The 24,199-nt window shown below is 71.2% G+C and carries 24 protein-coding genes and 1 pseudogene; 13 read left to right on the forward strand and 12 right to left on the reverse strand.

The window, feature by feature from the left end; all coding sequences use genetic code 11:
• Positions 1 to 213: 213 nt before the first annotated feature.
• Positions 214 to 723 carry a hypothetical protein gene (locus A6A29_RS38600; protein ID WP_073727970.1) on the reverse strand — a complete coding sequence of 170 codons (510 nt, stop codon included), beginning with the start codon at positions 721 to 723 and terminating at the stop codon, positions 214 to 216.
• A 104-nt stretch (positions 724 to 827) separates the two neighbouring features.
• Complete coding sequence (locus tag A6A29_RS38605) at positions 828 to 1,313, reverse strand: peroxiredoxin (protein ID WP_073727973.1); 486 nt, start codon at positions 1,311 to 1,313, stop codon at positions 828 to 830.
• Positions 1,314 to 1,469: 156 nt separating this feature from the next.
• On the opposite strand from A6A29_RS38605, the gene A6A29_RS47290 reads away from it, so the two are divergent.
• The 3 genes from A6A29_RS47290 to A6A29_RS38620 all read left to right on the forward strand — a co-directional run bounded on the left by A6A29_RS47290 (position 1,470) and on the right by A6A29_RS38620 (position 4,734).
• Entirely contained in the window at positions 1,470 to 2,390 is a 921-nt protein-coding gene (locus tag A6A29_RS47290) for an alpha/beta fold hydrolase (RefSeq protein WP_241838797.1), read from the forward strand.
• 102 nt (positions 2,391 to 2,492) lie between these two features.
• Complete coding sequence (locus A6A29_RS38615) at positions 2,493 to 4,217, forward strand: SpoIIE family protein phosphatase (RefSeq protein ID WP_073727975.1); 1,725 nt, start codon at positions 2,493 to 2,495, stop codon at positions 4,215 to 4,217.
• A gap of 37 nt (positions 4,218 to 4,254) precedes the next feature.
• Positions 4,255 to 4,734 carry a YunG family protein gene (locus A6A29_RS38620; protein WP_241838798.1) on the forward strand — a complete coding sequence of 160 codons (480 nt, stop codon included), beginning with the start codon at positions 4,255 to 4,257 and terminating at the stop codon, positions 4,732 to 4,734.
• 53 nt (positions 4,735 to 4,787) lie between these two features.
• Here the strand turns inward: A6A29_RS38620 and A6A29_RS38625 are convergent, their stop codons facing one another.
• The 5 genes from A6A29_RS38625 to A6A29_RS38645 form a co-directional block, all read right to left on the reverse strand.
• The gene (locus tag A6A29_RS38625; RefSeq protein ID WP_073727978.1) at positions 4,788 to 5,636 is read right to left on the reverse strand and encodes a GNAT family N-acetyltransferase; all 849 of its coding nucleotides are present in this window, start codon (positions 5,634 to 5,636) and stop codon (positions 4,788 to 4,790) included.
• Positions 5,637 to 5,745: 109 nt separating this feature from the next.
• Entirely contained in the window at positions 5,746 to 6,264 is a 519-nt protein-coding gene (locus tag A6A29_RS38630; RefSeq protein ID WP_241838810.1) for a hypothetical protein, read from the reverse strand.
• Between the two features lie 194 nt (positions 6,265 to 6,458).
• Positions 6,459 to 7,772 carry an MAB_1171c family putative transporter gene (locus tag A6A29_RS38635; RefSeq protein WP_073727982.1) on the reverse strand — a complete coding sequence of 438 codons (1,314 nt, stop codon included), beginning with the start codon at positions 7,770 to 7,772 and terminating at the stop codon, positions 6,459 to 6,461.
• A 41-nt stretch (positions 7,773 to 7,813) separates the two neighbouring features.
• Positions 7,814 to 8,395 (reverse strand): toxin, encoded by a 582-nt coding sequence (locus A6A29_RS38640; protein WP_073727984.1) that lies wholly within the window; start codon positions 8,393 to 8,395, stop codon positions 7,814 to 7,816.
• Positions 8,396 to 8,409: 14 nt separating this feature from the next.
• Positions 8,410 to 8,913 (reverse strand): hypothetical protein, encoded by a 504-nt coding sequence (locus tag A6A29_RS38645; protein WP_073728172.1) that lies wholly within the window; start codon positions 8,911 to 8,913, stop codon positions 8,410 to 8,412.
• Between the two features lie 702 nt (positions 8,914 to 9,615).
• Here A6A29_RS38645 and A6A29_RS38650 point away from each other — a divergent pair.
• The 5 genes from A6A29_RS38650 (at position 9,616) to A6A29_RS38670 (ending at position 13,358) form a co-directional block, all read left to right on the forward strand.
• Positions 9,616 to 9,942 (forward strand): MerR family transcriptional regulator, encoded by a 327-nt coding sequence (locus A6A29_RS38650; protein WP_073727986.1) that lies wholly within the window; start codon positions 9,616 to 9,618, stop codon positions 9,940 to 9,942.
• Between the two features lie 284 nt (positions 9,943 to 10,226).
• Positions 10,227 to 10,430 carry a cold-shock protein gene (locus A6A29_RS38655; protein ID WP_073727988.1) on the forward strand — a complete coding sequence of 68 codons (204 nt, stop codon included), beginning with the start codon at positions 10,227 to 10,229 and terminating at the stop codon, positions 10,428 to 10,430.
• A gap of 247 nt (positions 10,431 to 10,677) precedes the next feature.
• Positions 10,678 to 12,252 carry a DEAD/DEAH box helicase gene (locus tag A6A29_RS38660; protein WP_073727990.1) on the forward strand — a complete coding sequence of 525 codons (1,575 nt, stop codon included), beginning with the start codon at positions 10,678 to 10,680 and terminating at the stop codon, positions 12,250 to 12,252.
• A gap of 268 nt (positions 12,253 to 12,520) precedes the next feature.
• The gene (locus A6A29_RS38665) at positions 12,521 to 12,886 is read left to right on the forward strand and encodes an SCO5918 family protein (RefSeq protein WP_073727992.1); all 366 of its coding nucleotides are present in this window, start codon (positions 12,521 to 12,523) and stop codon (positions 12,884 to 12,886) included.
• Between the two features lie 268 nt (positions 12,887 to 13,154).
• The gene (locus A6A29_RS38670) at positions 13,155 to 13,358 is read left to right on the forward strand and encodes a hypothetical protein (protein ID WP_073727994.1); all 204 of its coding nucleotides are present in this window, start codon (positions 13,155 to 13,157) and stop codon (positions 13,356 to 13,358) included.
• Between the two features lie 75 nt (positions 13,359 to 13,433).
• On the opposite strand, the gene A6A29_RS38675 is transcribed toward A6A29_RS38670, so the two are convergent.
• Positions 13,434 to 14,558: an acyltransferase family protein gene (locus A6A29_RS38675; protein WP_241838799.1), complete on the reverse strand. Its 1,125-nt coding sequence runs from the start codon at positions 14,556 to 14,558 to the stop codon at positions 13,434 to 13,436.
• Positions 14,559 to 14,567: 9 nt separating this feature from the next.
• On the reverse strand, positions 14,568 to 16,847 hold the full coding sequence (locus A6A29_RS38680; protein ID WP_073727996.1) for an MMPL family transporter: 2,280 nt from the start codon (positions 16,845 to 16,847) through the stop codon (positions 14,568 to 14,570).
• 432 nt (positions 16,848 to 17,279) lie between these two features.
• Between A6A29_RS38680 and A6A29_RS38685 the strand changes: the two genes are divergently transcribed.
• The 3 genes from A6A29_RS38685 to A6A29_RS38695 all read left to right on the forward strand — a co-directional run bounded on the left by A6A29_RS38685 (position 17,280) and on the right by A6A29_RS38695 (position 20,218).
• On the forward strand, positions 17,280 to 18,809 hold the full coding sequence (locus A6A29_RS38685; protein WP_079183199.1) for an alpha/beta hydrolase: 1,530 nt from the start codon (positions 17,280 to 17,282) through the stop codon (positions 18,807 to 18,809).
• Between the two features lie 171 nt (positions 18,810 to 18,980).
• The gene (locus tag A6A29_RS38690; RefSeq protein ID WP_073728000.1) at positions 18,981 to 19,304 is read left to right on the forward strand and encodes a hypothetical protein; all 324 of its coding nucleotides are present in this window, start codon (positions 18,981 to 18,983) and stop codon (positions 19,302 to 19,304) included.
• Positions 19,305 to 19,447: 143 nt separating this feature from the next.
• Positions 19,448 to 20,218 carry a peptidoglycan recognition protein family protein gene (locus tag A6A29_RS38695; RefSeq protein WP_073728002.1) on the forward strand — a complete coding sequence of 257 codons (771 nt, stop codon included), beginning with the start codon at positions 19,448 to 19,450 and terminating at the stop codon, positions 20,216 to 20,218.
• A 105-nt stretch (positions 20,219 to 20,323) separates the two neighbouring features.
• On the opposite strand, the gene A6A29_RS38700 is transcribed toward A6A29_RS38695, so the two are convergent.
• Positions 20,324 to 20,689, reverse strand: coding sequence for a PH domain-containing protein (locus tag A6A29_RS38700; RefSeq protein WP_073728004.1), 366 nt, complete (start codon positions 20,687 to 20,689; stop codon positions 20,324 to 20,326).
• A 141-nt stretch (positions 20,690 to 20,830) separates the two neighbouring features.
• Here A6A29_RS38700 and A6A29_RS38705 point away from each other — a divergent pair, with 141 nt between their 5' ends.
• Entirely contained in the window at positions 20,831 to 21,109 is a 279-nt protein-coding gene (locus A6A29_RS38705; protein WP_073728005.1) for a hypothetical protein, read from the forward strand.
• Between the two features lie 63 nt (positions 21,110 to 21,172).
• On the opposite strand, the gene A6A29_RS38710 is transcribed toward A6A29_RS38705, so the two are convergent.
• Positions 21,173 to 21,970 carry a VOC family protein gene (locus tag A6A29_RS38710; protein WP_073728006.1) on the reverse strand — a complete coding sequence of 266 codons (798 nt, stop codon included), beginning with the start codon at positions 21,968 to 21,970 and terminating at the stop codon, positions 21,173 to 21,175.
• A gap of 153 nt (positions 21,971 to 22,123) precedes the next feature.
• Here A6A29_RS38710 and A6A29_RS38715 point away from each other — a divergent pair.
• Positions 22,124 to 22,714 (forward strand): annotated as a pseudogene (locus tag A6A29_RS38715) (GNAT family N-acetyltransferase); the annotation flags it as partial.
• A gap of 20 nt (positions 22,715 to 22,734) precedes the next feature.
• Here the strand turns inward: A6A29_RS38715 and A6A29_RS38720 are convergent.
• Positions 22,735 to 24,054, reverse strand: a complete 1,320-nt coding sequence (locus A6A29_RS38720) for an FAD-dependent oxidoreductase (protein ID WP_073728008.1) — start codon at positions 24,052 to 24,054, stop codon at positions 22,735 to 22,737.
• Positions 24,055 to 24,199 lie beyond the last annotated feature (145 nt).

Consider the following 24,199-nt stretch of genomic DNA (forward strand, 5'->3'; position numbering starts at 1 on the left):
TGTCCCCCCTGCCTCCCGAAGTGGGGACGGCAGATCGTTTTCAGAACAAGTGCGAAACAGTGCGAAACGGTGCGGACAGTGGGCGGCCGGGTAGATCCGGTCGGTCCCGGCGGTCCGGGTGGGCCGTAGCGGTCGGGTGGGCCGTAGCGGTCCGGGCCGGCCCTCAGGTCGGCCGGAGTGCCCGGGTGGTCGGCCGGTTCCGGTCGGGCGTGGTCAGCGCTCGACCGGGCGTACCGCGACCGAGGTGGTGGACAGTGTCGCCTCCACCCAGATCTCGGCGCCGCGTTCGACGGGCGCCGTGCTCTTCGCCGCGTACTTCACGGTCTGACCCGCGAGCCGCAGCAGCACCTCGCCGTACCCGTCGGCCGGAATGGACGTCACGACGGACCCCGAGGTGCCGACGAGATCCTCGCCGCGAGGCGTCGCCGTGGTCTGGTCCCGCATCAGGGCCCGGCTGAGCTTCCAGGTCAGCCAGGCGGCGACGATCCCGGCCAGGGCTCCGGCGGCCGTGGCCACGACCGTTCCGGCGCCGGTGGTGCCGAGCACGATCGCGCCGCCGAAGCCGAGCATCGACATGAAGCCCGCGATCACCGGCAGCGAGAGGAGGCCGTCGAAGAGGCCGCCCAGTACGCCACCGAAGAGCCCTTCGAGGATTCCGTCGAAGATCAGGGAGAGGGCGAGAAGAGCGATTCCCGCAATGCCGAGACCCAGGAACAAGGTCACGTGATCACTCCCCCGGCTTTCGATTCCCCCGACTGTTTTCCGTCGAACTGGCTGGATGATCCCATACACCACCACATCGGGACACTGCCGGGATCCGGCAGTCTTTACGCCGCTTTGATGCCGGACAGGCGGTCGGCGAGGGTGTCGAGCGACTGGAACGTGGCCCCGAGCAGCGCGACGTGCTTCCAGCGCAGGACCCCGTCGGGGCCGATGAGGAAGACAGCGCGCCGTACTCCGATGCCGGGCGCCGCGACTCCGTACGTCCTGGCGATCTCCCGGCCCTCGTCGGCCAGCAGCGGCATGCGCAGTCCGTGGGTGCGGGCGAACGACTCATGGCTGTCCACTCCCTGTGGACTGATTCCCCACACCTCGGCGTCGAGCCCGTCGAAGGTCTCCAGACCTGACGAGTACGAGCAGAGCTGCTTGGTGCACACAGGAGTGTTGTCACCCGGGTAGAAGGCCAGGACGACGGCCCGGCCCAGGGAGGCGGAGAGGCGGTAGTCGCCGCGTTCGAAGTCCTCGCCCGACAGAATCCCTCCGGGAAGGGTGAAGTCGGGTGCGGGACTGCCCGGTTGTGGTCCTGATGCCATGACGGCTCCCTTGTCGGCACTACGCGGATGGGTACGGGACTCGTACAGTGAACGGCACTTCTCGCTCACTGACACGTTTGACCCATCCGTAGTCTGCCCCGCACCGAATATGGGGTGAGCGGGTGCGGTGGCCCGCGCCCGGAACTGGAGGTACGTGTGGCGCAACGACCGCCGTCGGCAGCGGTGCTCATCCTTCACGGCGGCCACGAGACGGGGATCGAACCGCCTCCGCCCGGACTCCTGAACCTGGCCGGCCTGCGCATGAGGCCGTTCGCGCGGGCCGTCGCGCGGGCCACTCGCCGCGAAGGAACCCACGAGGCCCACGACCCCCACGAGGCTGGTGACCACCCCGACTCCCACGAGGCCGGTGACCACCACGACTCCCACGAGGTCCGTGACCACCACGAGGTCCGTGACCACCACGAGGCTCGTGGCCACCGCGAGGCTCGTGGCCACCGCGAGGCCCACGACGACGAGCGCGAGGGCGGCGGGCGCGGTCCGGTCCTGGTGCGGAGTGTCCGCTACACCCACCGAGGCTGGAACGGCGCCCGTGAGGATCCGCTCCATGACGCCGTACGCGCCCTCGACGAGCTGAGGGAGGAGGCGGGCGACATCCCGGTGGTCCTCCTCGGCCACTCGATGGGCGCCCGTGCGGCCCTCCGCGCCGCGGATCACCCCTCGGTCCGTGCGGTGGTCGGTCTCGCTCCGTGGTGCCCGCCGGGCGACCCGGTCACCCAGCTCTCGGGCCGCGACGTCGTACTGCTGCACAGCACCCGCGACCGCGTCACGAGTCCCCAGGCGACCCAGTCCCTCACGGCGCGGGCCCGTCGCGCGGGTGCCCGTACATGCATGATCACCGTCCGGGGCGGCGATCACGCGATGATCCGTCGCGCCCCGGCCTGGCACCATCTGACGGCGGCGCTGGTCACCGGACTGCTGGGTCTCACCTCACTGCCGGACCCGGTGACGACGGCCCTCGGCCTTCCGCTGCACGCGGAGGCGACCGACGGCACCCTGGACCTCGACCGGCTGCGCGCCGACCGGGCGGGCCCGGCACCCGCCGAGCCGCAGCGGTGACGTACGACGTGGGGCCGGGGCCGGGGCCTGGGCTGCGGATGCGGGGCAGGGGGCGGCGGCCGACGATGGAAGACCGGTGGCCGACGACGGCAGGAGGTCCTCTTGCAGGACGAACCGCACGACGACGACGTGCCGGTGCCGTTCGATCCCGCGCCGGTGGCCGCACTGCTCGGCGGTACGACGGTCGGGGTGGCCGTCTTCGACACCGGGCTGAACTACCTCTACGTCAACCCGGCACTCGAACGGATCAACGGCATCCCGGCCGCTGCCCACCTCGGCCGGACCCCCGCCGAGATCCTGCCGGAACTCGACGAGCACAAGGACCTGATGCTCCTGGTGCTGGCCGACGGGAAGCCGCGCGAGACCACGGTCAGGGGGCGGACCTGGGTGGCATCGCCACTGGATCAGCGGTACTGGCACTCCGCGTACCACCGCCTGGAGACGGACGGCCGGGTCCGGGGGCTCGTCGCGATCGTCCTGGACATCACCGACCATGTGCGCCAGCAGCAGGAGCTGGAACGGGCCCGGAGCCATCTGGCCCTCCTGGACACCGCCGCCGTCCGCATCGGTACGACGCTCGACATGGACACCACCTGCCGCGAACTCGCGGACTTCGTCGTGCCCGCGCTGGCCGACATCGCCGCCGTGGAGATCTTCCCGCCGGACATCGGGCACGAGGTGCGGCGCGCGGCGCCCGGGGTGCTGCGGCTGCGCCGGGCCGCCTTGTCCGCGGTTCCCGAACTCGCTGAACCAGTACAGCAGTTCGGGCACCCGGGGGAGTACATCGACTATCAGGAGGACGCGGGCGTCGCCCGTTGCCTGGCGGCCAATCAGGCGGTGGTGGAGAACCGGGACGACGATGCGGAGAGTGCGGACGAGCTCGACGGACCGCTGCTCACGGCCGGATTCCGCGCCGCTTCCCGTGCCTTCGGCCTGCGCGGGGTCGCCTTCGTGCCGCTCGTGGCGCGCGGTCGTGCGCTGGGCGCGTTGAACCTCGTACGGGCCGGGAAATCGCCCGCGTTCACCGACGAGGACATGTTCGTCGCCCGCGAGCTCGCGGGCCGGGCCGCCGTCGACCTCGACCACGCCCGCCGTTACGCCCACGAACACAACGTCGCCCTGGAACTCCAGCGCTCCCTGCTCTCCGAACCCTGGGGCCCGCACCCGCACGTGGAGATCGCGACCCGCTATCTGCCCGCCGAGCACGGCGTTCTGGTGGGCGGCGACTGGTTCGACGTCGTACCGCTGCGGGACGGGCGCCATCTGAAGGCGATGGGCGACGTCATGGGCCACGGCGTGGAGGCGGCCGTCGCCATGAGCCACTACCGCTCGCTGCTGCGCCTGCTGGCCGGTGACGATCTGCCGCCGCACCTCATTCTGGAGCGGCTGGACACCATGGTCGAACGGTCCGGTCTGGACCGGGCGGCGACCTGTCTGCTCGCGGTCGTCGACCGGTTCGGCGGGAACTGCGAGGTGGCCAGCGCGGGCCATCTGCCGCCGGTGTTCATCGACCCGGGGAAGGCCGGGGCACGGGTGGTCCGGGTTCCGGTGGGACCGCCGCTCGGCACCGGATTCGGCGGGTACCGGACCGCGTCGGTGCCGTGCGGTCCGGGGACGGTGCTGTTCATGTACACCGACGGTCTGGTGGAGCGCCGGGGCGAGGACATCGATGTGTCCGTGGGGCGGCTGGCCGAGCTGACCCTGCCGGTGGGCGGGCGGCTCGAAGACCTGCTGGACGCCGTGCTCGACCGGTTCGGCGACGGGGCGGAGGACGACATCGCGGTTCTCGCCTCACGCATCCGGGAGGGAGCGCTGCCGGGCCGCTGAAAGGGCGTTGTCAGTGCCCGGTGCGAGGATACGGGGCATGGAAGCTGGCACCGCACCGTCCTCGCAGCCCCCTACCGCCACCCGGACCGATTCGCGTACCGACACCTGTACCGCCACCCGGACCGATTCGCGTTCCGCTCCTTGGCTCCTCGGTGACATCGAGGCCGCGGTCCGCGGCAGTTGGGACGCCTCCACGACCACACCGGAGCACCGGCCGTCGTGGAGCGCGGACAACCCGGCCCGTGACCAGTGCGGGGTCACCGCACTGGTGATCAACGACCTGCTGGGCGGCGATCTGATCCGCGGCGAGGTGCATACCGACGGCGAGTGGACGGACTACCACTGGTGGAACCGGCTGGGAGCGGGTGTCGAGATCGACCTCACCCGTGAGCAGTTCGGGCCGCACGAGCGCGTCTCGGGCGGGACGGTGATAGCGAGGCCCGACGAGATCGTCCGGCTCCGTGAGGAGTACGAGCTGTTGCGCGACCGGGTTCTGGAGCGCCTCCGGCGGGAGTAGGGCGGCGGATCACGGGAGCGGTGGCCGATGTGCCGCCCGGTCCGTCCGGCGGGTCAGCCCAGTTCGAGGCTGGTGATGCCGTACAGGCCCGTCCGGTCGAAGACCGGCTCCGGCCCGGTGTACATGCGCGCCGTGTCGAACGACGGTGTCAGACCGAGCTGTTCCGCGAGACGTACCGCCGACGGGTTGATGTCGGGGACATCGATCGCCACGGGGGTGTACGGCGCGGTGGCCGCGAGGGCGCTCACGAGCGCGGCGGCCACCTCCGGCGAAGCGGCGTACAGCGGACCGATACGGGAAGCGGCCCGGCAGGCGCGCAGGACGCCGAGGCCCTGGAGTTCGCCGTCGCGGACCGCGGCCACCGAGACATGCCCGGCGGTCGTGATCCAGGGCGCCAGGAAGCTGTCCCGGGCGGCCGGGAAGAACCGCCGGTCGTACGCGGCGAGTCGGCCGAACGGGAGCGTGCGGGCATCGACCAGGGTGACGCCCGGCGGCGCGGCGATGCCCGTGTCCGGCATTCCTTCGTACCGGGCGTTGCTCCAGCACGAACGGAAGCCGGACCTGCGGTAGTTGTCCTGCTGGGCGGGTACGCCGTCGAGGCCGACGGTGCGCCCGGAGAGCCGGGCCATCCCGGCACGCCAGACCTGGATCCCGTATCCCCGGCCCCGCAGCGGGGGGCGGGTCAGGTAGAAGCCCAGGAAGCCGAAGCCGTCGCCGTAGCGGACGACCGAGACGGAGGAGACGGGCTCGCCGTCCAGGCGTCCGATCAGGAAGCCGCACGGATCGGTGGCGAAGAAGGGCCGGGTGTCGGCGAGTCCGGGGTTCCAGCCCTCGTCATGGGCCCACCCGGCCAGGGTCGTCATGTCGGCGGCGCTCGCGGTGGTGATCTCGAAAGTCGGCACGGACGAGTCGTACCCCGTCCGGGAGACGTTCAGCGGTCGTGCCGACAGCCTGGCCGGAAGGGGTACGGCGGGTGGGCGGACGACGGGGCCGGCCGGTGCGTCCGGTGCGTCAGCCGAAGGCGTACGCCACCGTCGTGGCCGCGCCCAGCGCCGCCCCGGCCACGGTCTGCGCGACCGAGTGGTACCGCAGCGCCACCCGGGACCAGCACACGGCCACGGTCAGGGCGCCGGCCGGCAGCCACCACGGGGAGTGCACCACGGCGAGCAGCGCGACCACCGCCGAGGCGACCGCCGAGTCCACCGAGATCTTCCAGACGGTGTTGACCGTCAGCAGGACGATCGTCATCGCCCAGAGGGCGAGCATCGCGACGAGGATGCCCGTGGGGGCGTTCCCGACGACCATGACCACCGAGCCGACGCCGATGGAACCGAGGATGACGAGGAAGATCGGGGCCCGTTTGGTGCGGTCGACGACGTGGCGGTCGCCCCAGGTGCCGCGCTTGCGCTCCCACTCGATGTAGCCCGCGGGGATGAGCCCGGCGCACAGCGCGCCGAGGAAGCCCCAGAGGAGACCGGTCCAGTCGCCCGCGGCGGCCAGCCCGACGCCGAGCATCCCGGCCAGCAGCATGTTGCGGGGCTGGAGCACATCGGTGACGGCGCGGGCCACGGACGCCGTAGCGGTCGGAGGTGCTTCGGGTGCTGCCGGTGGTGCTGGTGCTTCGGGTGCTGCCGGTGCTTCGAGTGCTGCTGGTGCTGCCGGTGCTTCAGGTGTCACGGCTGTTGCCGGTGCTTCGGAACCGGGATCGTTCTCGGTGGTGCTGTTCATGCCGTCTTCGCTGCCCTTCCCGGCTCTTGTGCGGATTCCGCCGCCGGTGCCCCCACGGACGCGAGGAGCCGGCGGGTACGTGCTTCGGTGACCGTCCGGTACGCGTCGGCGACCCGCACCAGCCGGGCCACCTCGCCGTCCTGGTCGGTGGCGTGGTCGTCGTCATGGTCGGCGCTCTGCTGGGCCGCCACCACCGCCGCGCCCCCTGCGGGCGCGCCCGCGGCTCTGGCGGCGAGCGCGGCCTTGATCCAGTACGCGTCGGTGAGCGGGCCGGTCCGCCGCGGGTCCCGGGTGTCCTCGGCCGCCGCGTGTTCGGCGGCGGCGAGCAGATCGTCGGGCACGTAGTGCCGCAACTTCTCGACCGCGTCCGCGATATCGGCGGCCCACCGGTCGACCCGGAGGTCCGACGGGGTGTCGAACCGGGTCAGCTCCCGGGCCAGCGACGCGGGCGGGTCGAAGGGCTGGTCGGGGAAGGCGGTCATCAACTCGTACCAGAGCGCGTGCAGTTTCACCTGGGCCCGCCACAGCTTCGCCCGGTGCGCGCCCTTGCTGAAGGCCGGGATCGAGGCGCCCAGCGCGAAGAACGCGAACAGCACCAGCTGTGCCGCCTCGGTGATCTCGTCGAACCGGAGGGCGAAGCTGTCGCTGGGCGTGTCGATCACGCTGATCCACAGGAACAGGGTCCGGCTGACCGTGTAGCCGACCCCGATGAACATCGCGAAGGTCATCATCCCGAGGCCGACGCGGAGATGGCGCAGCCGTGCGTCGGCGGTGGCCAGGGCCCACTGGTACGCGCACACGGCGGAGGCGGCGCCGAGGTAGAGGTAGAAGACGCTCATGTAGAGCGTGGCGCCCCACTGCCCCGCGTGGTCGGAGACGAACCGGTCCGAGGGGACCGAGCGGTCGACCACGGTGAAGAAGAGCACGGTCAGCAGGATCAGCGTCGCCACGGACGCCTTGGCCGCCACCTGCTGGACGAGACGGGCGAAGCGGACGTGCCGGGGGACGCCGCCCCCCTCGGGGTAGCGGCCGTAGATGGCGACGATGTAGCTGAGGATGGCCAGGATCGCGATGGTCGCCGTGTAGTGCTTGATCAGTACGGCGAGGTCGGTCACGGCGCTGTTGTTGAGGCCGATGCGTACGGCGCTGGTCTTGGTCCACAGGGCGATGGCGAATCCGGCGTAGCAGCCCCACAGGGCCCGCCGTCGTTTGTCTTCCTCGCCGCCCCACAGGGCTGCGGGCATGCGCCACAGGGCTACGGCCGTCATCAGGCCGGCTATCAGGTAGCCGGCGAGATCGAGGGGGGTCACGGCGGTCCTTGTTCCTTCGGGGGAGGGGGAGCGGAAGGGGGTCAGACGTCGTCCCGCCGGCGGAACAGGCCGCGGCGGCGGTGGGCGACGGGGCGGGACAGCGAATTGGCGAGCCGCCCCACCATGTCATCGGTGGTCATGTCCCTGGCCATCCGGGGAATCAGCGACGCACCGAATTCGGCCATCCGCTCGTCGTGGGTGTCGTACTGGGCGCGGGCCTGGACCGTGCTGCCGTCGGCCTCGAACGCCTCGGCGACCGTGGGGGAGACCATCCGGGAGATCAGCGAGGTGTCGAAGACCGGGAGGAGCGTGCGGAGTTGGTCCGCCGAGAGGGTGGTTCCGTGGTCGAACCACTCGTGGCACAGCTCATGCAGGATGACGTGCTGGGTCTGGTACGCGGTCGGGCGTCGGCGGTAGAGCACGAAACTGGTGGTGCCCGCCTTCAGACGCAGTCCGCAGGCGGCGTTGACGCGCGCCAGCCGGTCCGGCAGCTCGTGCAGACGGATGGTGCGGCCGCGTGCCGCTTCCATGTTCGCCACCAGGCCCGGCAGCGAGAAAGGGGTCGGCAGGGGCAGGTCGGCCAGACCCGCCTCGCACTCTTTCCGCAGCTTGCGCAGAGACATGGCGCTGACGCCGCCTACGCTGCCGGGCCGCTGGAGCTTCCGGAGCTCCCACGGCTGTCGGGCCCGGAGCTTGCGGAACCGCCCGGTTCCGGGTCCTTGTCCCGGCCTCTGGAGGCGTCCTCCAGCAGCGACATCGCGAACTGCAGCAGTTCTGGAGAGAGCCCGTCGTCGCCGATGCCCCGGCCCGCCAGCCCGCTGATCTCCCCCGTGCGCCGCTTGGCGAGGAACTGGAGTCCGGCCACGACATCGTCGACGACCTCGGACTCCTCCTTGAAGAAGTGCCAGTCCACGCCGAACCCCAGCCCGAGCGCCTTGAGGATCTCCTCGGACGGCTGGGTGACCTTTCCGGCGAGGATGTTGGAGAAGTAGCTGTGCGAGAGCGAACCGCCGCGCTCCCTGACCAGCTCCGCGAAGACCCGGCCCGAGATCTTCTGGCCGGGGAAGGTCTTCTCGACCATGTACTCGACCTTCTGCCGCAGCGAATTCAGCTCCGGCGCGCGCTCTTCACCGTTGTCCATTGCCATCCGGCCCCCCACGATCACGTCCACCACGGGGCGCTCGGTCGTGCGCTGCGCGATGTTCGATTCGGTCAACGGGCTCGTACTGTAACGAACCCCGACAGGGTTCCGGCAGCGTGGGTGACGAAGCGGACCAATCGGCTTCAGAGCCGGAATGAGCTTGCGCAAACACTCTACGTCACTGTTAACTCAAAAAAACATGGGCAGGGGACCACGAGGGGAGTCCCTTGCCCATGTTTCGTGAAGCCCGGATGTGAGGCCCGCGCGGGAAACGAGGCCCACGGGAAACGGGGCCCGCACGGGATACGGGCCCGCACGAGAAACCGGGCCCGCGCCATGCGGCGGGGCGCGTGCGGTAAAACGGGATATCCGGAATCGTGAAGTCCGTTTGCTGTCACCGGACATGGGTGTAGCCCTTCACGACGGGGGATGCGTGAAGGGCTACGCGTGCATTATGGCCCTTACTCCATCCGGCGACAACTGACCGGTCGGTCAGCTGTGTCGCGCGCCCCGTCCGGCACCCCGCCCCCGGTACCGGGAATCTGTCCTGGTCGCGATAGACATGACGTTCTCGTACGATTAGGGTTTCTTGTGCGGGAGAGCTAAACAGCGGTACGCGAGCAGAGGGACACCCTGGGGGCGTACGGCGCCGAGGGTCCTCAGGCATGCGTGGCGGAACATGTGTGACACGAAGAGGTGCAGATGCCCCCGGAAACCCCCTCGCACACGGGCGATCGGCTCGATGACGACGACTACCCCGCTTACACCATGGGGCGCGCCGCGGAGATGATCGGTGCGACACCGGGTTTCCTGCGGGCGATCGGCAAGGCGCGCCTGATCACCCCACTGCGCTCCGAGGGCGGCCATCGCCGCTACTCCCGCTACCAGCTCCGTATCGCGGCTCGCGCGCGCGAGCTGGTCGACGCCGGTACACCGATCGATGCCGCCTGCCGCATCGTGATCCTGGAGGACCAGCTCGAAGAGGCGCTGCGCCTCAACGCGGAGATGCGACGGCCGGCGGACTCCTGAACATATCTGTATTCGCCAGCACAGAATTTTGTGCAATGTGCGATGAGGGTTTATGGCGCGCCAGACGGAGTGATATTACGTACAGCCCTCCGCCGCTCGCATCGTGCTACGGTTGATCTCAGTTGCAGTTGTGGTTCCCAAAACTTCAAGTGCTCTCGCCGGTTCTGTACCGGTGGGCGCGCTTTTGTATTTCCGGTTGTTTTTCCGGACGGGGTAATCATCGCGGCGACGTAGGGCTCGCACAGTGTGAGCCCACGTGGGCACTGCCCCGAAGGAGATATGACATGGCTACTGGCACCGTGAAGTGGTTCAACGCCGAAAAGGGTTTCGGCTTCATCGAGCAGGACGGCGGCGGCGCTGACGTCTTCGCCCACTACTCGAACATCGCCTCCAGCGGCTTCCGCGAGCTGCAGGAAGGCCAGAAGGTGAACTTCGACGTCACGCAGGGCCAGAAGGGCCCGCAGGCCGAGAACATCACCCCCGCCTGATCACTCAGGTTGTACTGCGCAGCTGGGGCCCGCACCTTGGGGTGCGGGCCCCAGCTCGTTGTCGTTTCCGGGGCCGGTATTCCGCGCCCCCTCCCGAAGCCGTGTTCGGTGCAGTGATTCCCGGCGGCCGGGCTTCGATTTCTTTTGTCATTTCATCGGCTCGTTCTTGCGATTCTGGGCGCCGTTCCAAGGCTCCTGTCCAAAAAGAATCCCTCGATACGTGCCCCACATCGAGGAAAGGTTCTGCATGAACCGCGAACGAGCATCTCGCACGAACGACCGATTTTCCCGGACCCGCTCGGGCGGTTCCAGCGGCGGCCGCACCGGCGGCGCGCCGAAGTACTCCGGCGGCGGATCCTATTCCGGTGGCGGGTCGCAGCGCTCCGGCGGTGGACCGAAGCGGTCGGGCGGCTTCGGCCGTCGGCCCGCCGCGAAGCAGGGTGAGTTCGCCCTGCCGGTCACCATCACTCCGGCGTTGCCCGCCGCGGACGCCTTCGACGAGCTCGACATGCCGGCCCCGCTGAAGGCGGCTCTCGTCGCCGAGGGCATGACGGTGCCGTTCCCCATCCAGGCGGCGACCCTGCCGAACAGCCTCGCGGGCCGTGACGTCCTGGGCCGCGGCCGGACCGGATCGGGCAAGACGCTCGCCTTCGGCCTGGCACTGCTGGCCCGTACCGAGGGCCGGCGCGCCGACGCCCGCCGTCCGCTGGCCCTGGTCCTCGTCCCCACCCGGGAACTGGCCCAGCAGGTCACCGACGCGCTCACCCCGTACGCCCGGTCGCTCAAGCTGCGCATCGCCACCGTCGTCGGCGGCATGTCGATCGGCAGGCAGGCCAGTGCGCTGCGTGGCGGTGCCGAAGTCGTCGTCGCCACCCCGGGCCGGCTCAAGGACCTCATCGAGCGCGGTGACTGCAAGCTGGACCGGGTCACCATCACGGTTCTCGACGAGGCCGACCAGATGGCCGACATGGGCTTCATGCCCCAGGTCACGGAGCTGCTCGACCAGGTGAACCCGGAGGGGCAGCGGATGCTCTTCTCGGCCACCCTGGACCGCAATGTCGACCTGCTGGTCCGTCGCTACCTGCACGACCCGGTCGTCCACTCCGTGGACCCCGCGGCCGGTGCGGTGACGACGATGGAGCACCACGTGCTCTACGTCCAGGGCGCCGACAAGTACGCCACGACCACGGAGATCGCGGCCCGCGACGGCCGCGTCATCATGTTCCTGGACACCAAGCACGCCGTGGACAAGCTGACCGACCACCTGCTGCACAGCGGTGTCCGGGCGGCCGCGCTGCACGGCGGCAAGTCGCAGCCGCAGCGCACCCGCACCCTGGAGCGGTTCAAGACCGGGCACGTCACGGTCCTGGTCGCCACGAACGTCGCCGCCCGCGGCATCCACGTCGACAACCTCGACCTCGTCGTGAACGTCGACCCGCCCAGCGACCACAAGGACTACCTGCACCGCGGCGGCCGTACCGCCCGTGCCGGTGAGTCCGGCAGCGTCGTCACGCTGGTGCTGCCGGGGCAGCGTCGCGAGATGACGCGTCTGATGGCGGATGCCGGGATCAGCCCGCAGATCGCCCAGGTCCGTTCCGGCGAGGCCGAGCTGAGCCGGATCACCGGGGCGCAGACGCCCTCGGGCGTCCCCGTCGTCATCAGCGCGGCGCCCAAGGAGCGGTCCAGGAGCACCGGCGGAGCGTTCATGGGCCGTGGCAGCAAGCGCGGCGGCGGAGCGCCCTCGCGCGGACGCCGTCCGGGCCTGCCCACGCCGGAGGCGCGCGCCGCCGCCTCGCAGCGCCGGAACAACCGCGCCGCGTAGCCTTCCCGGTAGGAGACGGCCGGTACTGGTCTGTTCCGTACCGGCCGTCTCGCATTGGCCGTTCGCTCCTGGCAATCTCGTACCGGCAGTTCCGTGCCGGTAGTTCTCGTACCAGCAGTTCCGTGCCGGCAGTTCCGTGCCGGTAGTTCTCGTACCGGCAATTCCGGGCCGGTGGTTTCGTACCGCCGTCCCGTGCCCGTCCCGTACCGCCAGTTCCTACCGGCAGTCCCCGTCCGGTTTCTCTTCGACTCGACCTTGCTGAGGCACCATGCGCTGTGTCATCGCCCGCTTCCCCTTCGATCTGTTCAAGAACGAAGTGGAGGATTCGATGAAGGGCATCAAGCCCGAACCCGTCACCGGAGACGCCGTGGTCATCAGCCGCCGCGTCTACCCCGTCAAGCAGGTCGGGGAAGTGATCACCCGGCAGGACCGCCGCGACTTCTCCTCCGCCGAGGTCACCAGGGCGCTGACCCGCCTCGGCTTCACCTGCCGTACGGCCCAGGCGGCCGTGCCCGCTCCCGCGCTGACCCCGCTGGAGACGGCGTCCGCACTGCTCGGGACGCCGGAACCGCGGCCGGAGCCGGTGCTCCCGGCAGCGGAGCCGCTGCCCGCGCCGGGCGTCGGCCAGGTCTGAGCCGGGGGCCGGGTCGTCCCGGCCACCGTACGAACGGGCCCTGTCGGCCGGCGACTTCACCCTCGCCCGGCCGGCAGGGCCCGTTCGGCTGCCCGGGTGCGCGGCCGGTTCCGCCGGTTCTGCCGGGACGTGCTCAGGGGCCGCCCAGCCGTGACGGCGACGATGTGACAAGCCGACTGTGCCCAGGTGTGATCGTGTGTAACAAAGACTCCGCCAAACGGATGTGATGCGCAGGTTCCGCTTCCCCGGCAGGGGGAGGATCGCTGCCATGAAGAGCAAGCTGACCGCGCTCGGCCTGACGGTTTTCGCGTCCGTGCTGCCCGCCGCAGGGACCGCGTACGCCGACGAGACACACACGAACGCGCACAACGGCCCTCAAGTGGCTCTGATCTCCACGGGCCAGATCGACGATCCGCTGGAGGACGTGCTGGAGCACGCCACGGTGCTCGGTAGGACGTACGTCATCGGCTGAGGACCCCGGCCGGGCGGCGCGCCACGCCTGTCAGCTGTGTGACGCCAGGTGTGTGCCGTCCGGCCCCGGGGGCTTTCAGACCCGGCGGGGCGCTTCGGACCCCGCGCCTCCCTGCCTCGCCCAGTTCATCCGCGGCTCCACCACATGGCGCAGCACCCGCCGGACGGGCGGTGTGCACAGCAGGGTCACCGAGACCGCGCCGCCCACGGTCACCGCGACCGTGCCCAGCGGGGTGGAGAGGAACGGCTCGTCGTAGACGCCCCGGTACAGCGCGGTACGGATGACGAAGCCGTGCAGCAGGTAGCCGTAGAGGGTGCACGTTCCCAGCGCGCTCATCCAGGTCCGGCGGTTCGGCACCCAGGCGAGGAAGCACGCGCCGAGCAGTACGGCGCAGCCGAACAGGAGAAGCGTCGCCGGCGGCCCCGCCCTCGCGGGTGAGCCGAGTTCCTGCGCGCTGTACTGCCGGTAGAACCAGAGGGTCGTCGTCCGCGGCACCGCCCAGTACGCCGCGAGCAGGGCCAGGGCGAACACGGGGAGGGACACGACGCGCACCCAGGTGCGGCGTACGAGGTCGAAGTGGTGGGGGCCCAGCCGCAGGCCCAGCACGTAGAACGGCAGGAACTGGAGCATCCGCTGGACCTGCATTCCCTGGTCGATGCCCAGGGACATCGACGCCAGTGCCGCGACGCCCAGAGCCACGGCCACCGGGGCGCGGACCGCCTGCCAGAGCGGTGTGGACAGGCGCCAGAAGAACAGGGCGGGCAGGAACCACAGCAGCCAGTACGGGGCGAACAGCGACGGGAACACCGAAACGGTGGGGTCTCCCACGGCGCGGTGGAAGTACGCGAAGACGATGTCGAAGACGACGTACGGGACGAGAATCCCGGTGACCAGCTTCCACACCCGGTCGGGCCGCAGCTCGAAGCCGCGCGAGAAGTAGCCCGCGATCATGATGAACACCGGCATATGGAAGGTGTAGACGAAGGTGTACACCGTCTCGACCAGTCGGCCGCTGTCCGGCAGCGGCTCCCAGGCGTGGCCCATCGCCACCAGCACGATCGCCAGGTATTTGGCGTTGTCGAAGAAGTGGTCCCGCCCGCCGGGGCGTTCGCCGGTGGCCGCGGCCGTCGCCCCCGTGCCGGAGGCGGTGGGCCGTGGCAGCCTGGCGGCCAGTGAGGTCAGCGAAGTCAGCGAGGGCACGCCGACACCCTAAGGGCTGCCTGGGGCCTCGCCCCCTTTCCCCTCCGCCTCCAGATGCGGCAGGATGCGGTCCAGCCAGCGGGGTGTCCACCAGGCGGACCTGTCCAGCAGGGTCATCACGGCGGGCACCAGCAGCAGCCGTACGACGGTGGCGTCGATCAGCACGCTGGCGGCGAGGCCCAGGCCCAGCATCTTCACCACGATGTTGTCGCTGATGACGAAGGCCGCGAACACGCTGACCATGATGAGCGCCGCGCAGGTGATGACCCGGGCGGTGATCTCCAGCGCGTGCGCCACGCTCGCCTTCGGGTCGCCGGTGCGCAGCCAGGCCTCATGGATGCGGGAGAGCAGGAAGATCTCGTAGTCCATGCTGAGCCCGAAGACGATGGCGAACATCATCATCGGCACATAGCTCTCGATCGGGACGTCTCCCGACACCCCCAGCGCCGGGCCGCCCCAGCCCCACTGGAAGACGGCCACCACGACACCGTACGAGGCCGCGATCGACAGGACGTTCAGCACGGCGGCCTTGACGGCGACGAGCAGGCCGCGGAACACGGTGAGGATGACGAGGAAGGCGAGTGCGACGACGACCGCGATGATCAGCGGCAGCCGGCTGGAGACGATGTCCAGGAAGTCGACCTGGGCGGCGGTCGTGCCGGTCACATAGGTGCTCGCCCCGGTGCCGGAGACGGCCTGCGGGAGGACGTCGTCGGTCAGCCGGTTCACCAGGGCGGTGCTGCGCTCGTCCTGCGGGGCGGCCACCGAGTACGCGGTGCCGGTCAGGACGTCGCCGTCCGAGGTGGCGGTGAGCGGGGTGATCACAGCGGCGTCGGGCACCCCGGTCAGTGCCTTCCGCGCCTGGTCCGCCAGTGCGGAGCGGTCGGACTGCGGGACCTGGCTCTGGTCGATCACGAGCGTCAGCGGGCCGTTCGAGCCGGGTCCGAAGGCGGTGGACATCAGGTCGAAGGCGCGGCGGTCGGTGAACGACTTCGGGTCGGCGCCGTCCCCGATGTGGCCGAGCTGGATGAAGAAGAGGGGAAAGGCGAGGACGGCCAGGGTGACCACCCCGCCGGCCAGGAACCACCAGGGGCGCCGCTCCACCCGCTGCGCGTACCGGTGCCAGCCGCCGTGCGCCACCTCGCCGGGCGCCGCGTCGGTCTCCGCGACGGGGGTCCGCACCCGGAGCCGGTCGATGCGCCGTCCGATCAGGCCCAGGATGGCCGGTACGAGGGTGAGGGCCCCGATCACGGCGGTGACCACGGTGACCGCCGCGGCCAGGCCGAGCTTGCCGATGAAGCCGATGCCGGAGACCCACAGCCCGGACAGGGCGATGATCACGGTGCAGCCGGAGAGCAGGACGGCCCGCCCGCTGGTGGCCGCCGCGTTCCCGGCGGCCGTCACCGGGTCCTCGCCGTCGACGAGGTTCTGGCGGTGCCGGGTGACGAGGAACAGCGCGTAGTCGATGCCGACGCCGATGCCGATCATCGTGGCGAGCGTCGGTGACACGGTGGCGAACGTGGCGGCGGCGGCCAGCAGCCCCAGCAGGGCCAGCCCGCACAGGGCGCAGATCAGCGCGGTCACCAGGGGCAGTACGGCGGCCAGGAGGCTGCCGAAGCCGATCAGCAGGACGAGGATCGCGACGCCGAAGCCGATGGCCTCGCTGGTGCGGTCGTCGGCCTCGGGCCGGGCCAGTTCGCCGAGCGGTCCCCCGTACTCCACCTCGACGCCCGCGGCCCGCAGGGGCTGGACGGCGGCGTCGACTCCGTCCAGGTACGACGGGTCGAGCGTGGACGGCTGGACGCTGAACCGGACGGTGATGTACGCCGTCCTCCCGTCGGTGGAGAGCGGCCCGGTGTTCGGCGTGCCGGTGGGCGGCGGCGGGGGCGGTGTCGAGCCGGGCGGCGGCAGCGGATTCTGGACCGAGAGCACGTCGGGGAGCTTCTGGAGGTCGGTGACGGCCGTGGAGACCTGGCCGCTGACCTCGCTGAGTGCCGTGGACCCGTCGTGCAGCACCACCTGGCTGCTGTAGCCGCCGGCGGTGGGCGCGTGGGCCCGCAGGACGTCGAGGCCCTCCTGCGACTGGGTGCCGGGGAGCGAGAAGTCGTCGGAGTAGTCGCCGCCGTACGCGTGCTGAAGGACCTGGAGCCCGGCGAGGGCGGCCAGCCACAGCACGAGGACGATCACGAAGTGCCGGGCGCACCACGCGCCGGTCCGGCGCAGCACACCGGTACGGCGGTCGGCGGCGGGTCCCGGCTCCCGGCGCCCGCGGGCCTGTGTCGACGGCATGGGGGCTCCCGCTCCCGGAGAGGGGCGCCCCGCGAGGCGCCTCGGACACTCCGTATTCAAGGTCGGTTACCGGGCCGCGGCACGCCGGTGCGGGGGAACGGGTGACGGGCACCCCGACGAGGCACCCGGCATGTTGCCCGGGCAGGCACCCCGGGCAGGCACCCCGGGCAGGCACCCCGGGCAGGCACCCCGGGCAGGCACCCCGGGCAGGCACCCCGGGCAGGCACCCCGGGCAGGCACCCCGGGCAGGCACCCCGGGCAGGCACCCCGGGCAGGCACCCCGGGCAGGCACCCCGGGCAGGCACCCCGGGCAGGCACCCCGGGCAGGAACCCCCGGCAGGAACCCCGACGGGCACCCTGACGGGTTAGCCCCACCCCGGGTCTCGGGCCTGCCGCATGGGCAACGGACGCCACGTCAACAACCCTTGCCCCATGACGACTTGTACGCGAAAGACTCTTCTGCTGGCCCTTTCCGCCACCGCCGTCGCCTCGGCGCTGACCGCCTCCGTCACTCCGGTGGCCCACGCCGGGCCCCGGGCGTCCCCGGTTTCTTCTCCGCCCTCCCTCACCTGGCACGGCTGCGAGCTGCCCGACGGTTCGACCGGTGCCGACGGGCAGCAGTGCGCGGAGCTGCCCGTACCGCTGGACTACCGGAATCCGGGCGGCCGCACCCTCACCGTCGCCGTGACCCGGCTGCGCTCCGACCGGCCCGCGGCACGGCGCGGGACGCTGGTCGTGATCCCCGGCGGGCCGGGCTCGTCGGGCGTGGAGCGACTCGCGCAGAAGGGGGAGGCGTTGCGGACGGCGACCCGGGGCGCGTACGACCTGGTCAGCCTGGACCCGCGCGGCGTCGGGGGCAGTACCCGGGCCGGCTGCGGAATCGCCGACGAGGACCGGCAGTTGGTGACCCTGCGGGCCTGGCCGGGGGTGGACGGGGGCATCGCGGAGAACGTCGACCGGTCCCGGCGCACCGCCGAGGCGTGTGCCCGTAACGGGGGTGAGGTCCTGCGCTCCTTCTCCACCCAGAACGAGGTCCGCGACATCGACCTGTTCCGGCAGTCGCTGGGCGAGGAGAAACTGTCGGCCTGGGCCAGCTCGTACGGGACCTACGTCGGCGCGGTCTACGCCCAGAAGTACCCGCAGCACACCGACCGTTGGGTCCTGGACGCCAACGGCGACCCGGACCCGGCGCGGGTCGGGCGCGGCTGGATGGAGAACATGGCGGTGGGCGCCGCCGACCGCTTCCCGGACTTCGCGGCCTGGGCGGCGGACCCGGCCCGCGAGGAACAGGGCCTGCGGCTGGCCGAACGGGCCGAGGACGTAAGGCCGTTGTTCCTCGCGCTGGCCCGGAAGCTGGACCGGGAGCCGAGGGAGTCGGACGTCCCCGGCCTGCCGCTGACCGGCAACCGGCTGCGGCAGGCGCTCCAGAGCGCTCTGTTCAGCGACAGTGCCTACGCCCCGCTGGCCGGGATGATCCAAGCGGCGCTCGATCCGCAGGGGAGCCCGGTCCTGACGCCGGACCTCGCCCAGGTGATCCCGGACGAGGACGCGGCGGTGATGGTCGCGGTGATCTGCAACGACGTGCGCTGGCCGGGGTCCGTCGCCGGGTACCGGCGGGCGGTGGCCGTCGACCGGGAGCGGAACCCGCTGACGGCCGGGATGCCCGCGAACATCACTCCGTGCGCGTTCTGGAAGGACGCTCCGGCCGACAGGCCCACCCGGATCACCGACGAGGGGCCGTCCAACGTCCTGATGATCCAGAGCCTGCGCGACCCCGCCACCCCGTACAGCGGCGCCCTGAAGATGCGTGCCGCGTTCGGGGAGCGGGCCAGGATGGTCACGGTCGGCCGGGGCGGGCACGGCATGTATCTGGGCGGGGGGAACGCGTGCGGTGACCGCACGGTCAGCGAATTCCTCGTCACCGGGCGGCGGCCCGCACAGGACACGCACTGCGCGAACTGAACCGGTGGGGGCGGGTGCCGGAGGCCGGTGGGGCGGGCGAGGCGCCGGAGACCGGCGAGGACGAGGTGCTGGAGGCCGGTGGGGGCGAGTGCGGGAGACCGGTGGGGACGGGGCGTCGCCCTGGTGGGCTATATCGGATGATTCGATGCGGTCTATTGCTATACACAAGCGATGGAGCAGCCCGGGACCCTCATCCTGATCATGGCCATGGCGGTCCTCGCGCCGCTGCTCGCCCCGCGCGATCTGACGGCCGGGGCGGAGCGGCCGGCGCCGGCGCTGTTCGCGTCCACCTGTCTGCCGCTCGTCGTCGCGATCACCACCATCGGCCTGGACGAGAAGGTGCTCGGGGCGGGCGAGGGCGCCGCGCTCGTGGCGGCCGCCACGGTGTCCGTGCTGACGTTCCCGCTGCCGGCCTTCCGGCTGCTGCGCCGGGGGGTGGGCGCGGCGGGGCCCGGTGCGCCGTTCCTGTCCGCGGAGAGCACGGACCCGTGGTGAGCGGCAGGGGCCCGTGGTGCGCGGGGCGGGCCCGTGGTGCGCGGGGCGGAGTCACGGTTCGCCGGGCCCCACCGGCGCCGTCGCTCTCACCCGGTTGGCCCGCTCCTCTGCGAAGCAGGGGGCCGGAGCGCAGTCTGGAACCCATGTGGTCCCGCCGACTCGCCCCGGGCGTCCTGCTCCTGCCGCTGGCCTTCCTGGTGTTCCGGGATGCCCCGGCCGGGATCGCGCCGCCCGCTCCGGCCGCGATCGGCCCGGTGGCGCCGCGCGGGCTGCCGCAGCCGGTGATCGTGGGCCGGGCGTCCTGGCACGCGGACGAGGGGCTGGTCAAGGAGGGGCCGCGCTACACGGGGGCGGCGAAGGCGGTGTTCGTCCACCACACGGGTCACTCGAACGGGTACGACTGCGCCGATGCCCCCGACCTGATCCGCGGCGTGCAGGCCGACCACGTCAGGAGCGAGGGCTGGGACGACATCGGCTACAACTTCGTCGTCGACCGGTGCGGAACCATCTACGAGGGCCGCGCGGGCGGCGTCGCCCGTCCGGTGCGCGGGGCGCACACCAAGGGGTTCAACGCCGACACCGTGGGCATCGCGGCCCTCGGCAGCTTCGGCGCCGGTACGACGGTGCCGAAGGCGCTCGTGGACGGGATCGCGAAGGTCGCCGCCTGGAAACTGCGCCCCGGCGCCGATCCGCGCGGCACGGTGGAGCTGGTCTCGACGAACGACGAGAGTCTGTACGACAAGGGCGAGACGGCCAGGCTCCACGTCATCTCGGGGCACCGCGACAGCTACGGGACCAGTTGCCCCGGCGAGGTGCTGTACGCACTGCTGCCCGTGCTGCGGGACAAGGTGGCCGCGCTGCGGGCGAAGACCGGACGCCAGATCGCCACGGCCCGGCTCCGCCCGACGCTCTGACACCCGACGCTCTGACACCGGGCGCGGCACATCCGGCGCCGCACATTCGGCGCCGCACACCGGGGACCCGGCGGTCCCGGGGCCGGGTCACGGGGCCTCCGGGCCCTACCGGGCCACGAACTGGGTCAGGATCGCCTGCACTTCGTAGATGTCGACGCCCTTGGTGAACGTCTTCTCGATCGGGGTGGCGCTCCCCGAGATCCAGATCTTCAGCTCCGCGTCCAGGTCGAACGTCCCGGCCGTCTCCACCGCGAAGTGCGTGATGCTGCGGTACGGGACGGAGTGGTACTCCACCTTCTTGCCGGTGATGCCCTGCTTGTCGATGAGGAGGAGCCGACGGTCGGTGAAGAGCATGGTGTCGCGGATCAGCTGGTACGCGGCGTGCACCTGCTCGCCCTGGCCCAGCAGCCGCGCGTAATCCTGCTGCGCCTTGGCCGGGTTGACCGTGTGCGCGTTGCCGAACAGTGCCATGGGGGTCCCCGTCTTTCCTGCGTGTTCACCGTGGATCAAACGTCCCGAGTCGGACGATCTTCGTACGGTATTACGCACCGGACAGGGTCTCCGGTTCCCGGAACGGGCCCCCACCGGGTGCGGCGTCCCTAGGATTCCGTTGTGCATCCTGACGACGAGCCGATATTCACGCGCAGCAAGTGGGGCTCCAGCCGGTACGTGTACAACCCCCGGAACCCCGTGGGCCTGGCGCTGATCATGATCAGTCTGCTCATAGGGGGTGTGCTGATGCTCCTCATGGAGACGCGGTCGGGCCCCTACGCACCCCCGGAACCCACCCCGACGCCGACGACCTCGCCGTACGGCGCACCCTGGCCGGTCCACTCGGGCGGGGCGGGGAGCGGCGGGACGCCCGGGACGGCGGATCCCTCGGGGTCCTGAGCCGCCTCGGGCCTCCGAGCAGCAAAAGCACGCCGCCGTGGAGCCCTCGGAACACGGCGGTGGTCAGGACGCAGGGGTGAGCGTGGGCATCTCGCCCTGGACCGTGCCGGTGTCGATCACGGCGAACGTCGCACCCTGCGGGTCGCTGAGCGCGGCGAACCGGCCGAAGGGGCTGTCCATCGGCCCGAACCGCAGCACGCCGCCGTGCTCGGTCGCCTTCGCCACCGCCGCGTCGCAGTTCGCGACGGAGAAGTACACGCTGATGTACGGCGGTACCTCGGGCGGGAACTCGTCGCCCATCTTCATCCGCCCCAGGATCGGGTCGCCGCCGACGTCGAACACCCGGTAGTCGACCTCGCCGCCCGCCATCTGCCGCATGCGGTACGGGAATACGGCCGAGAAGAACGCGTCCGACTTCGCGGGCTCCCGGGTGAAGACCTCGGCCCAGCAGTACGCGCCGGGCCCGGACGTGGCCTCGAACCCTTCGTGGGTACCGGCCTGCCATACGCCGAAGACGACCCCGCTCGGGTCGCGCGCCAGCACCATCGTGCCGAACTCGCCGACCGTCATCGGCTCCATCAGCACCTCGCCCCCGTGCTCACGGATCTTCGCGGCGGTCGCGGCGGCGTCCGGTGAGGCGAGGTAGAGGCACCAGGCGGAGTGCCCTTCCGCTCCGGGCATCGGTGGGACGACGGCCGCTGCCGCTCTGCCGTCGGCGTACGCCTGCGTGTAGTTGCCGTACTCCGACGACGACTCGCCGAACGTCCAGCCCAGCACGTCACCGTAGAAGCTCTTCGCGCCCTCGACATCGGCGAACATCGCGTCCGCCCAGCACGGTGTGCCCTCAGGTTGTACAGCCATGGCTCCGACTCTTTTCCGTTCGCTCGCGTGGTCCCGCCCCGCACTGTCACGCTAGTCAGCCACCGGCCTCCTCGCGCGTCGAGAACGCACAGCGGCTCTTTGCGCTAGTGCATAAAATTATCTGGCTAGTTCAAAGTGGCCTAGACTCCCGCCATGCCTGCGACCACCCCACGGCCCGTGACTCTGACCGGGCGCCACATCAGCCTCGTGCCGTTGACGACGGACCACCTCGACGACCTCTTCGTGGCCGGTGGCCTGGACGACGAGGTCTGGCGCTGGCAGGGCGGCCCGACCCCGCGGACGCGCGACGAGCTCGCGGCCAAGCTCACCGGCCTGCTCGATGCCGCGCGGGAGGGCACGTACGTCCCGTTCGCCGTCATCCACCGGGCGAGCGGCCGGGCGATCGGCTGGACGACGTTCATGGACGTCGACGAGCAGCACGAGCGCCTGGAGATCGGCTGGACCTGGTACGGCCGCGCGTACTGGCGGTCGGCGGTCAACACCGAGGCGAAGCTGCTCCTGATGACCCATGCCTTCGAGGAGCTGGGCATGGGCCGCGTGCAGCTGAAGACCGACCACCTCAACGAGCGTTCGCAGGCCGCGATCGCCCGCCTCGGCGCCCGCCGCGAAGGAGTCCTGCGCCGTCACCGGCTCCGCCACGACGGCACCTGGCGGGACACCATCTACTTCTCGCTGCTCGCCGGGGAATGGCCCGCCGCCAGGGCCCGCCTCGCCGCCCGCCTGGACGCCGGCTCCGAGCGGGGTCAGACCCCGTCGGCCCCGGCGGACCTGGTGGCCCCGGCCGACTCCGCGGGCGTGGGGAGCGGGGGCACGATCGCCCCGTAACGTACGAGCACCTGACGCAGTTCGGGCATCGGTACGGAGACGAGATCGCCACCCCGGTCCGCCGCCAGGGCCGCGAGCGCGCCGGCCGCCTGCCCGGTCGCCATGGCCGTGGCCTGGACGCGGAGCGCGGAGTTGGCCACCTGGTCGGAGCCGATGCAGCGTCCCGCGACCACCGCGTACGGGTTGCCCGCCGGGATCATCGCGTCGCGCGGCACGGACGGGACCACGCCGCGGCGGAGGTAGGTCTTGTCGATCCCGTCGCCGTCCGGGCGGTGGATGTCGATCGGGTAGAAGCTGTGGCACACCGCGTCGGGCCGGACGATCCCGCTCAGGTAGTCCTCGCCGGTCACGTTCCTCCGGGCGTCGATCGTCAGACTCTCGCGGACGCCGACCTCCGCCGCGCGGAAGTCGAGCCGGACGCCGTCGAGCCCCGGCAGGGTGCGCAGGAAACGGTAGATGCGCAGGATCGCCGCCCCGCCCGCGAGCTCCGCCGCCGTACGGCCCTCGCTCGTCGCGCCCTCGATGCCGACGAGATGGATCGCGTTCTCGCCCTTCTTGTCCAGGAACGGCAGCAGCGGCCGACCCCTGCTGCCCAGGTCCGCGGGGTGCAGCGCCCCCGACCCGACCGCCTCCGTGTACCGGCGGTCCAGTTCGTCCCGGTCGAGGGACGCGACGTCGTAGCCGGACAGCCGGATGTCGATGGTGCCGGGCTGCCGGGCCGGGTTGCGCCTGCGCGGCAGCCCCGCGAGGCCGATCGCGTCGGCGTCGCCGGAGCAGTCGACGAGCCGCCGGGCGGTGACCGGCCGGAGGCCGTCCTTGCCGCAGAGCTGGAGTTCCCACGCCTCGCCGGTCCAGCGTGCCGACGCGGGCATCGTGTGGAGGCGCAGGTCGATGCCGCGGCTGTGCACCTCCTCCATGAGGAGCGCGCCGTACAGCGGTGCGTTCAGCCGCACCTGGCGCTGCCAGTGGGGCCGTACGTCGTCGTCGGAGAAGTCCGGCAGCTCCGCACCGCTCAACTCGACGGCCCGGCACACCAGATCCCAGCCGATCCCGGCGATGACCTGCTTGCCCCAGGCGTGGAAGAGCCCGGGAAAGGCGATGTTGGCGTACGTGGTGGTGCCGCCGAGGCCCGCGTTCTTCTCCACGAGCAGGGTGCGGGCACCGAGGCGGGCGGCCTGCACGGCGGCCGGGACCCCCGAAGGGCCACCACCTATGACAACGATGTCGTACGAACTCATGGATCTCTCACGCCTCTGCCGGTCGGATTGATTCGTTTCAATCGTAGCGACGAAGGTGTCCTGTGGACAGTGGTGCGTCGTGCTTCACGCGGAACGCGGGCGGCCGGGCCGGACCGTCGAAGGGGCCCTCACGGGTGGGCTCGAT

Source organism: Streptomyces sp. TSRI0281 (assembly GCF_001905125.1).
Lineage (GTDB): Bacteria > Actinomycetota > Actinomycetes > Streptomycetales > Streptomycetaceae > Streptomyces.

What these genes read in the sequence shown, in the direction of transcription:
- A6A29_RS38605 (WP_073727973.1), bottom strand. Translation starts at nt 1,313, where the DNA reads ATGGCATCAGGACCACAACCGGGCAGTCCCGCACCCGACTTCACCCTT.
- A6A29_RS38685 (WP_079183199.1), top strand. Translation starts at nt 17,280, where the DNA reads ATGACGACTTGTACGCGAAAGACTCTTCTGCTGGCCCTTTCCGCCACC.
- A6A29_RS38665 (WP_073727992.1), top strand. Translation starts at nt 12,521, where the DNA reads ATGCGCTGTGTCATCGCCCGCTTCCCCTTCGATCTGTTCAAGAACGAA.
- A6A29_RS38655 (WP_073727988.1), top strand. Translation starts at nt 10,227, where the DNA reads ATGGCTACTGGCACCGTGAAGTGGTTCAACGCCGAAAAGGGTTTCGGC.
- A6A29_RS38690 (WP_073728000.1), top strand. Translation starts at nt 18,981, where the DNA reads ATGGAGCAGCCCGGGACCCTCATCCTGATCATGGCCATGGCGGTCCTC.
- A6A29_RS38645 (WP_073728172.1), bottom strand. Translation starts at nt 8,913, where the DNA reads ATGGACAACGGTGAAGAGCGCGCGCCGGAGCTGAATTCGCTGCGGCAG.
- A6A29_RS38660 (WP_073727990.1), top strand. Translation starts at nt 10,678, where the DNA reads ATGAACCGCGAACGAGCATCTCGCACGAACGACCGATTTTCCCGGACC.
- A6A29_RS38680 (WP_073727996.1), bottom strand. Translation starts at nt 16,847, where the DNA reads ATGCCGTCGACACAGGCCCGCGGGCGCCGGGAGCCGGGACCCGCCGCC.
- A6A29_RS38695 (WP_073728002.1), top strand. Translation starts at nt 19,448, where the DNA reads ATGTGGTCCCGCCGACTCGCCCCGGGCGTCCTGCTCCTGCCGCTGGCC.
- A6A29_RS38650 (WP_073727986.1), top strand. Translation starts at nt 9,616, where the DNA reads ATGCCCCCGGAAACCCCCTCGCACACGGGCGATCGGCTCGATGACGAC.
- A6A29_RS38670 (WP_073727994.1), top strand. Translation starts at nt 13,155, where the DNA reads ATGAAGAGCAAGCTGACCGCGCTCGGCCTGACGGTTTTCGCGTCCGTG.
- A6A29_RS38710 (WP_073728006.1), bottom strand. Translation starts at nt 21,970, where the DNA reads ATGGCTGTACAACCTGAGGGCACACCGTGCTGGGCGGACGCGATGTTC.
- A6A29_RS38630 (WP_241838810.1), bottom strand. Translation starts at nt 6,264, where the DNA reads ATGCTGCTGGCCGGGATGCTCGGCGTCGGGCTGGCCGCCGCGGGCGAC.
- A6A29_RS38640 (WP_073727984.1), bottom strand. Translation starts at nt 8,395, where the DNA reads ATGTCTCTGCGCAAGCTGCGGAAAGAGTGCGAGGCGGGTCTGGCCGAC.
- A6A29_RS38620 (WP_241838798.1), top strand. Translation starts at nt 4,255, where the DNA reads ATGGAAGCTGGCACCGCACCGTCCTCGCAGCCCCCTACCGCCACCCGG.
- A6A29_RS38700 (WP_073728004.1), bottom strand. Translation starts at nt 20,689, where the DNA reads ATGGCACTGTTCGGCAACGCGCACACGGTCAACCCGGCCAAGGCGCAG.
- A6A29_RS38720 (WP_073728008.1), bottom strand. Translation starts at nt 24,054, where the DNA reads ATGAGTTCGTACGACATCGTTGTCATAGGTGGTGGCCCTTCGGGGGTC.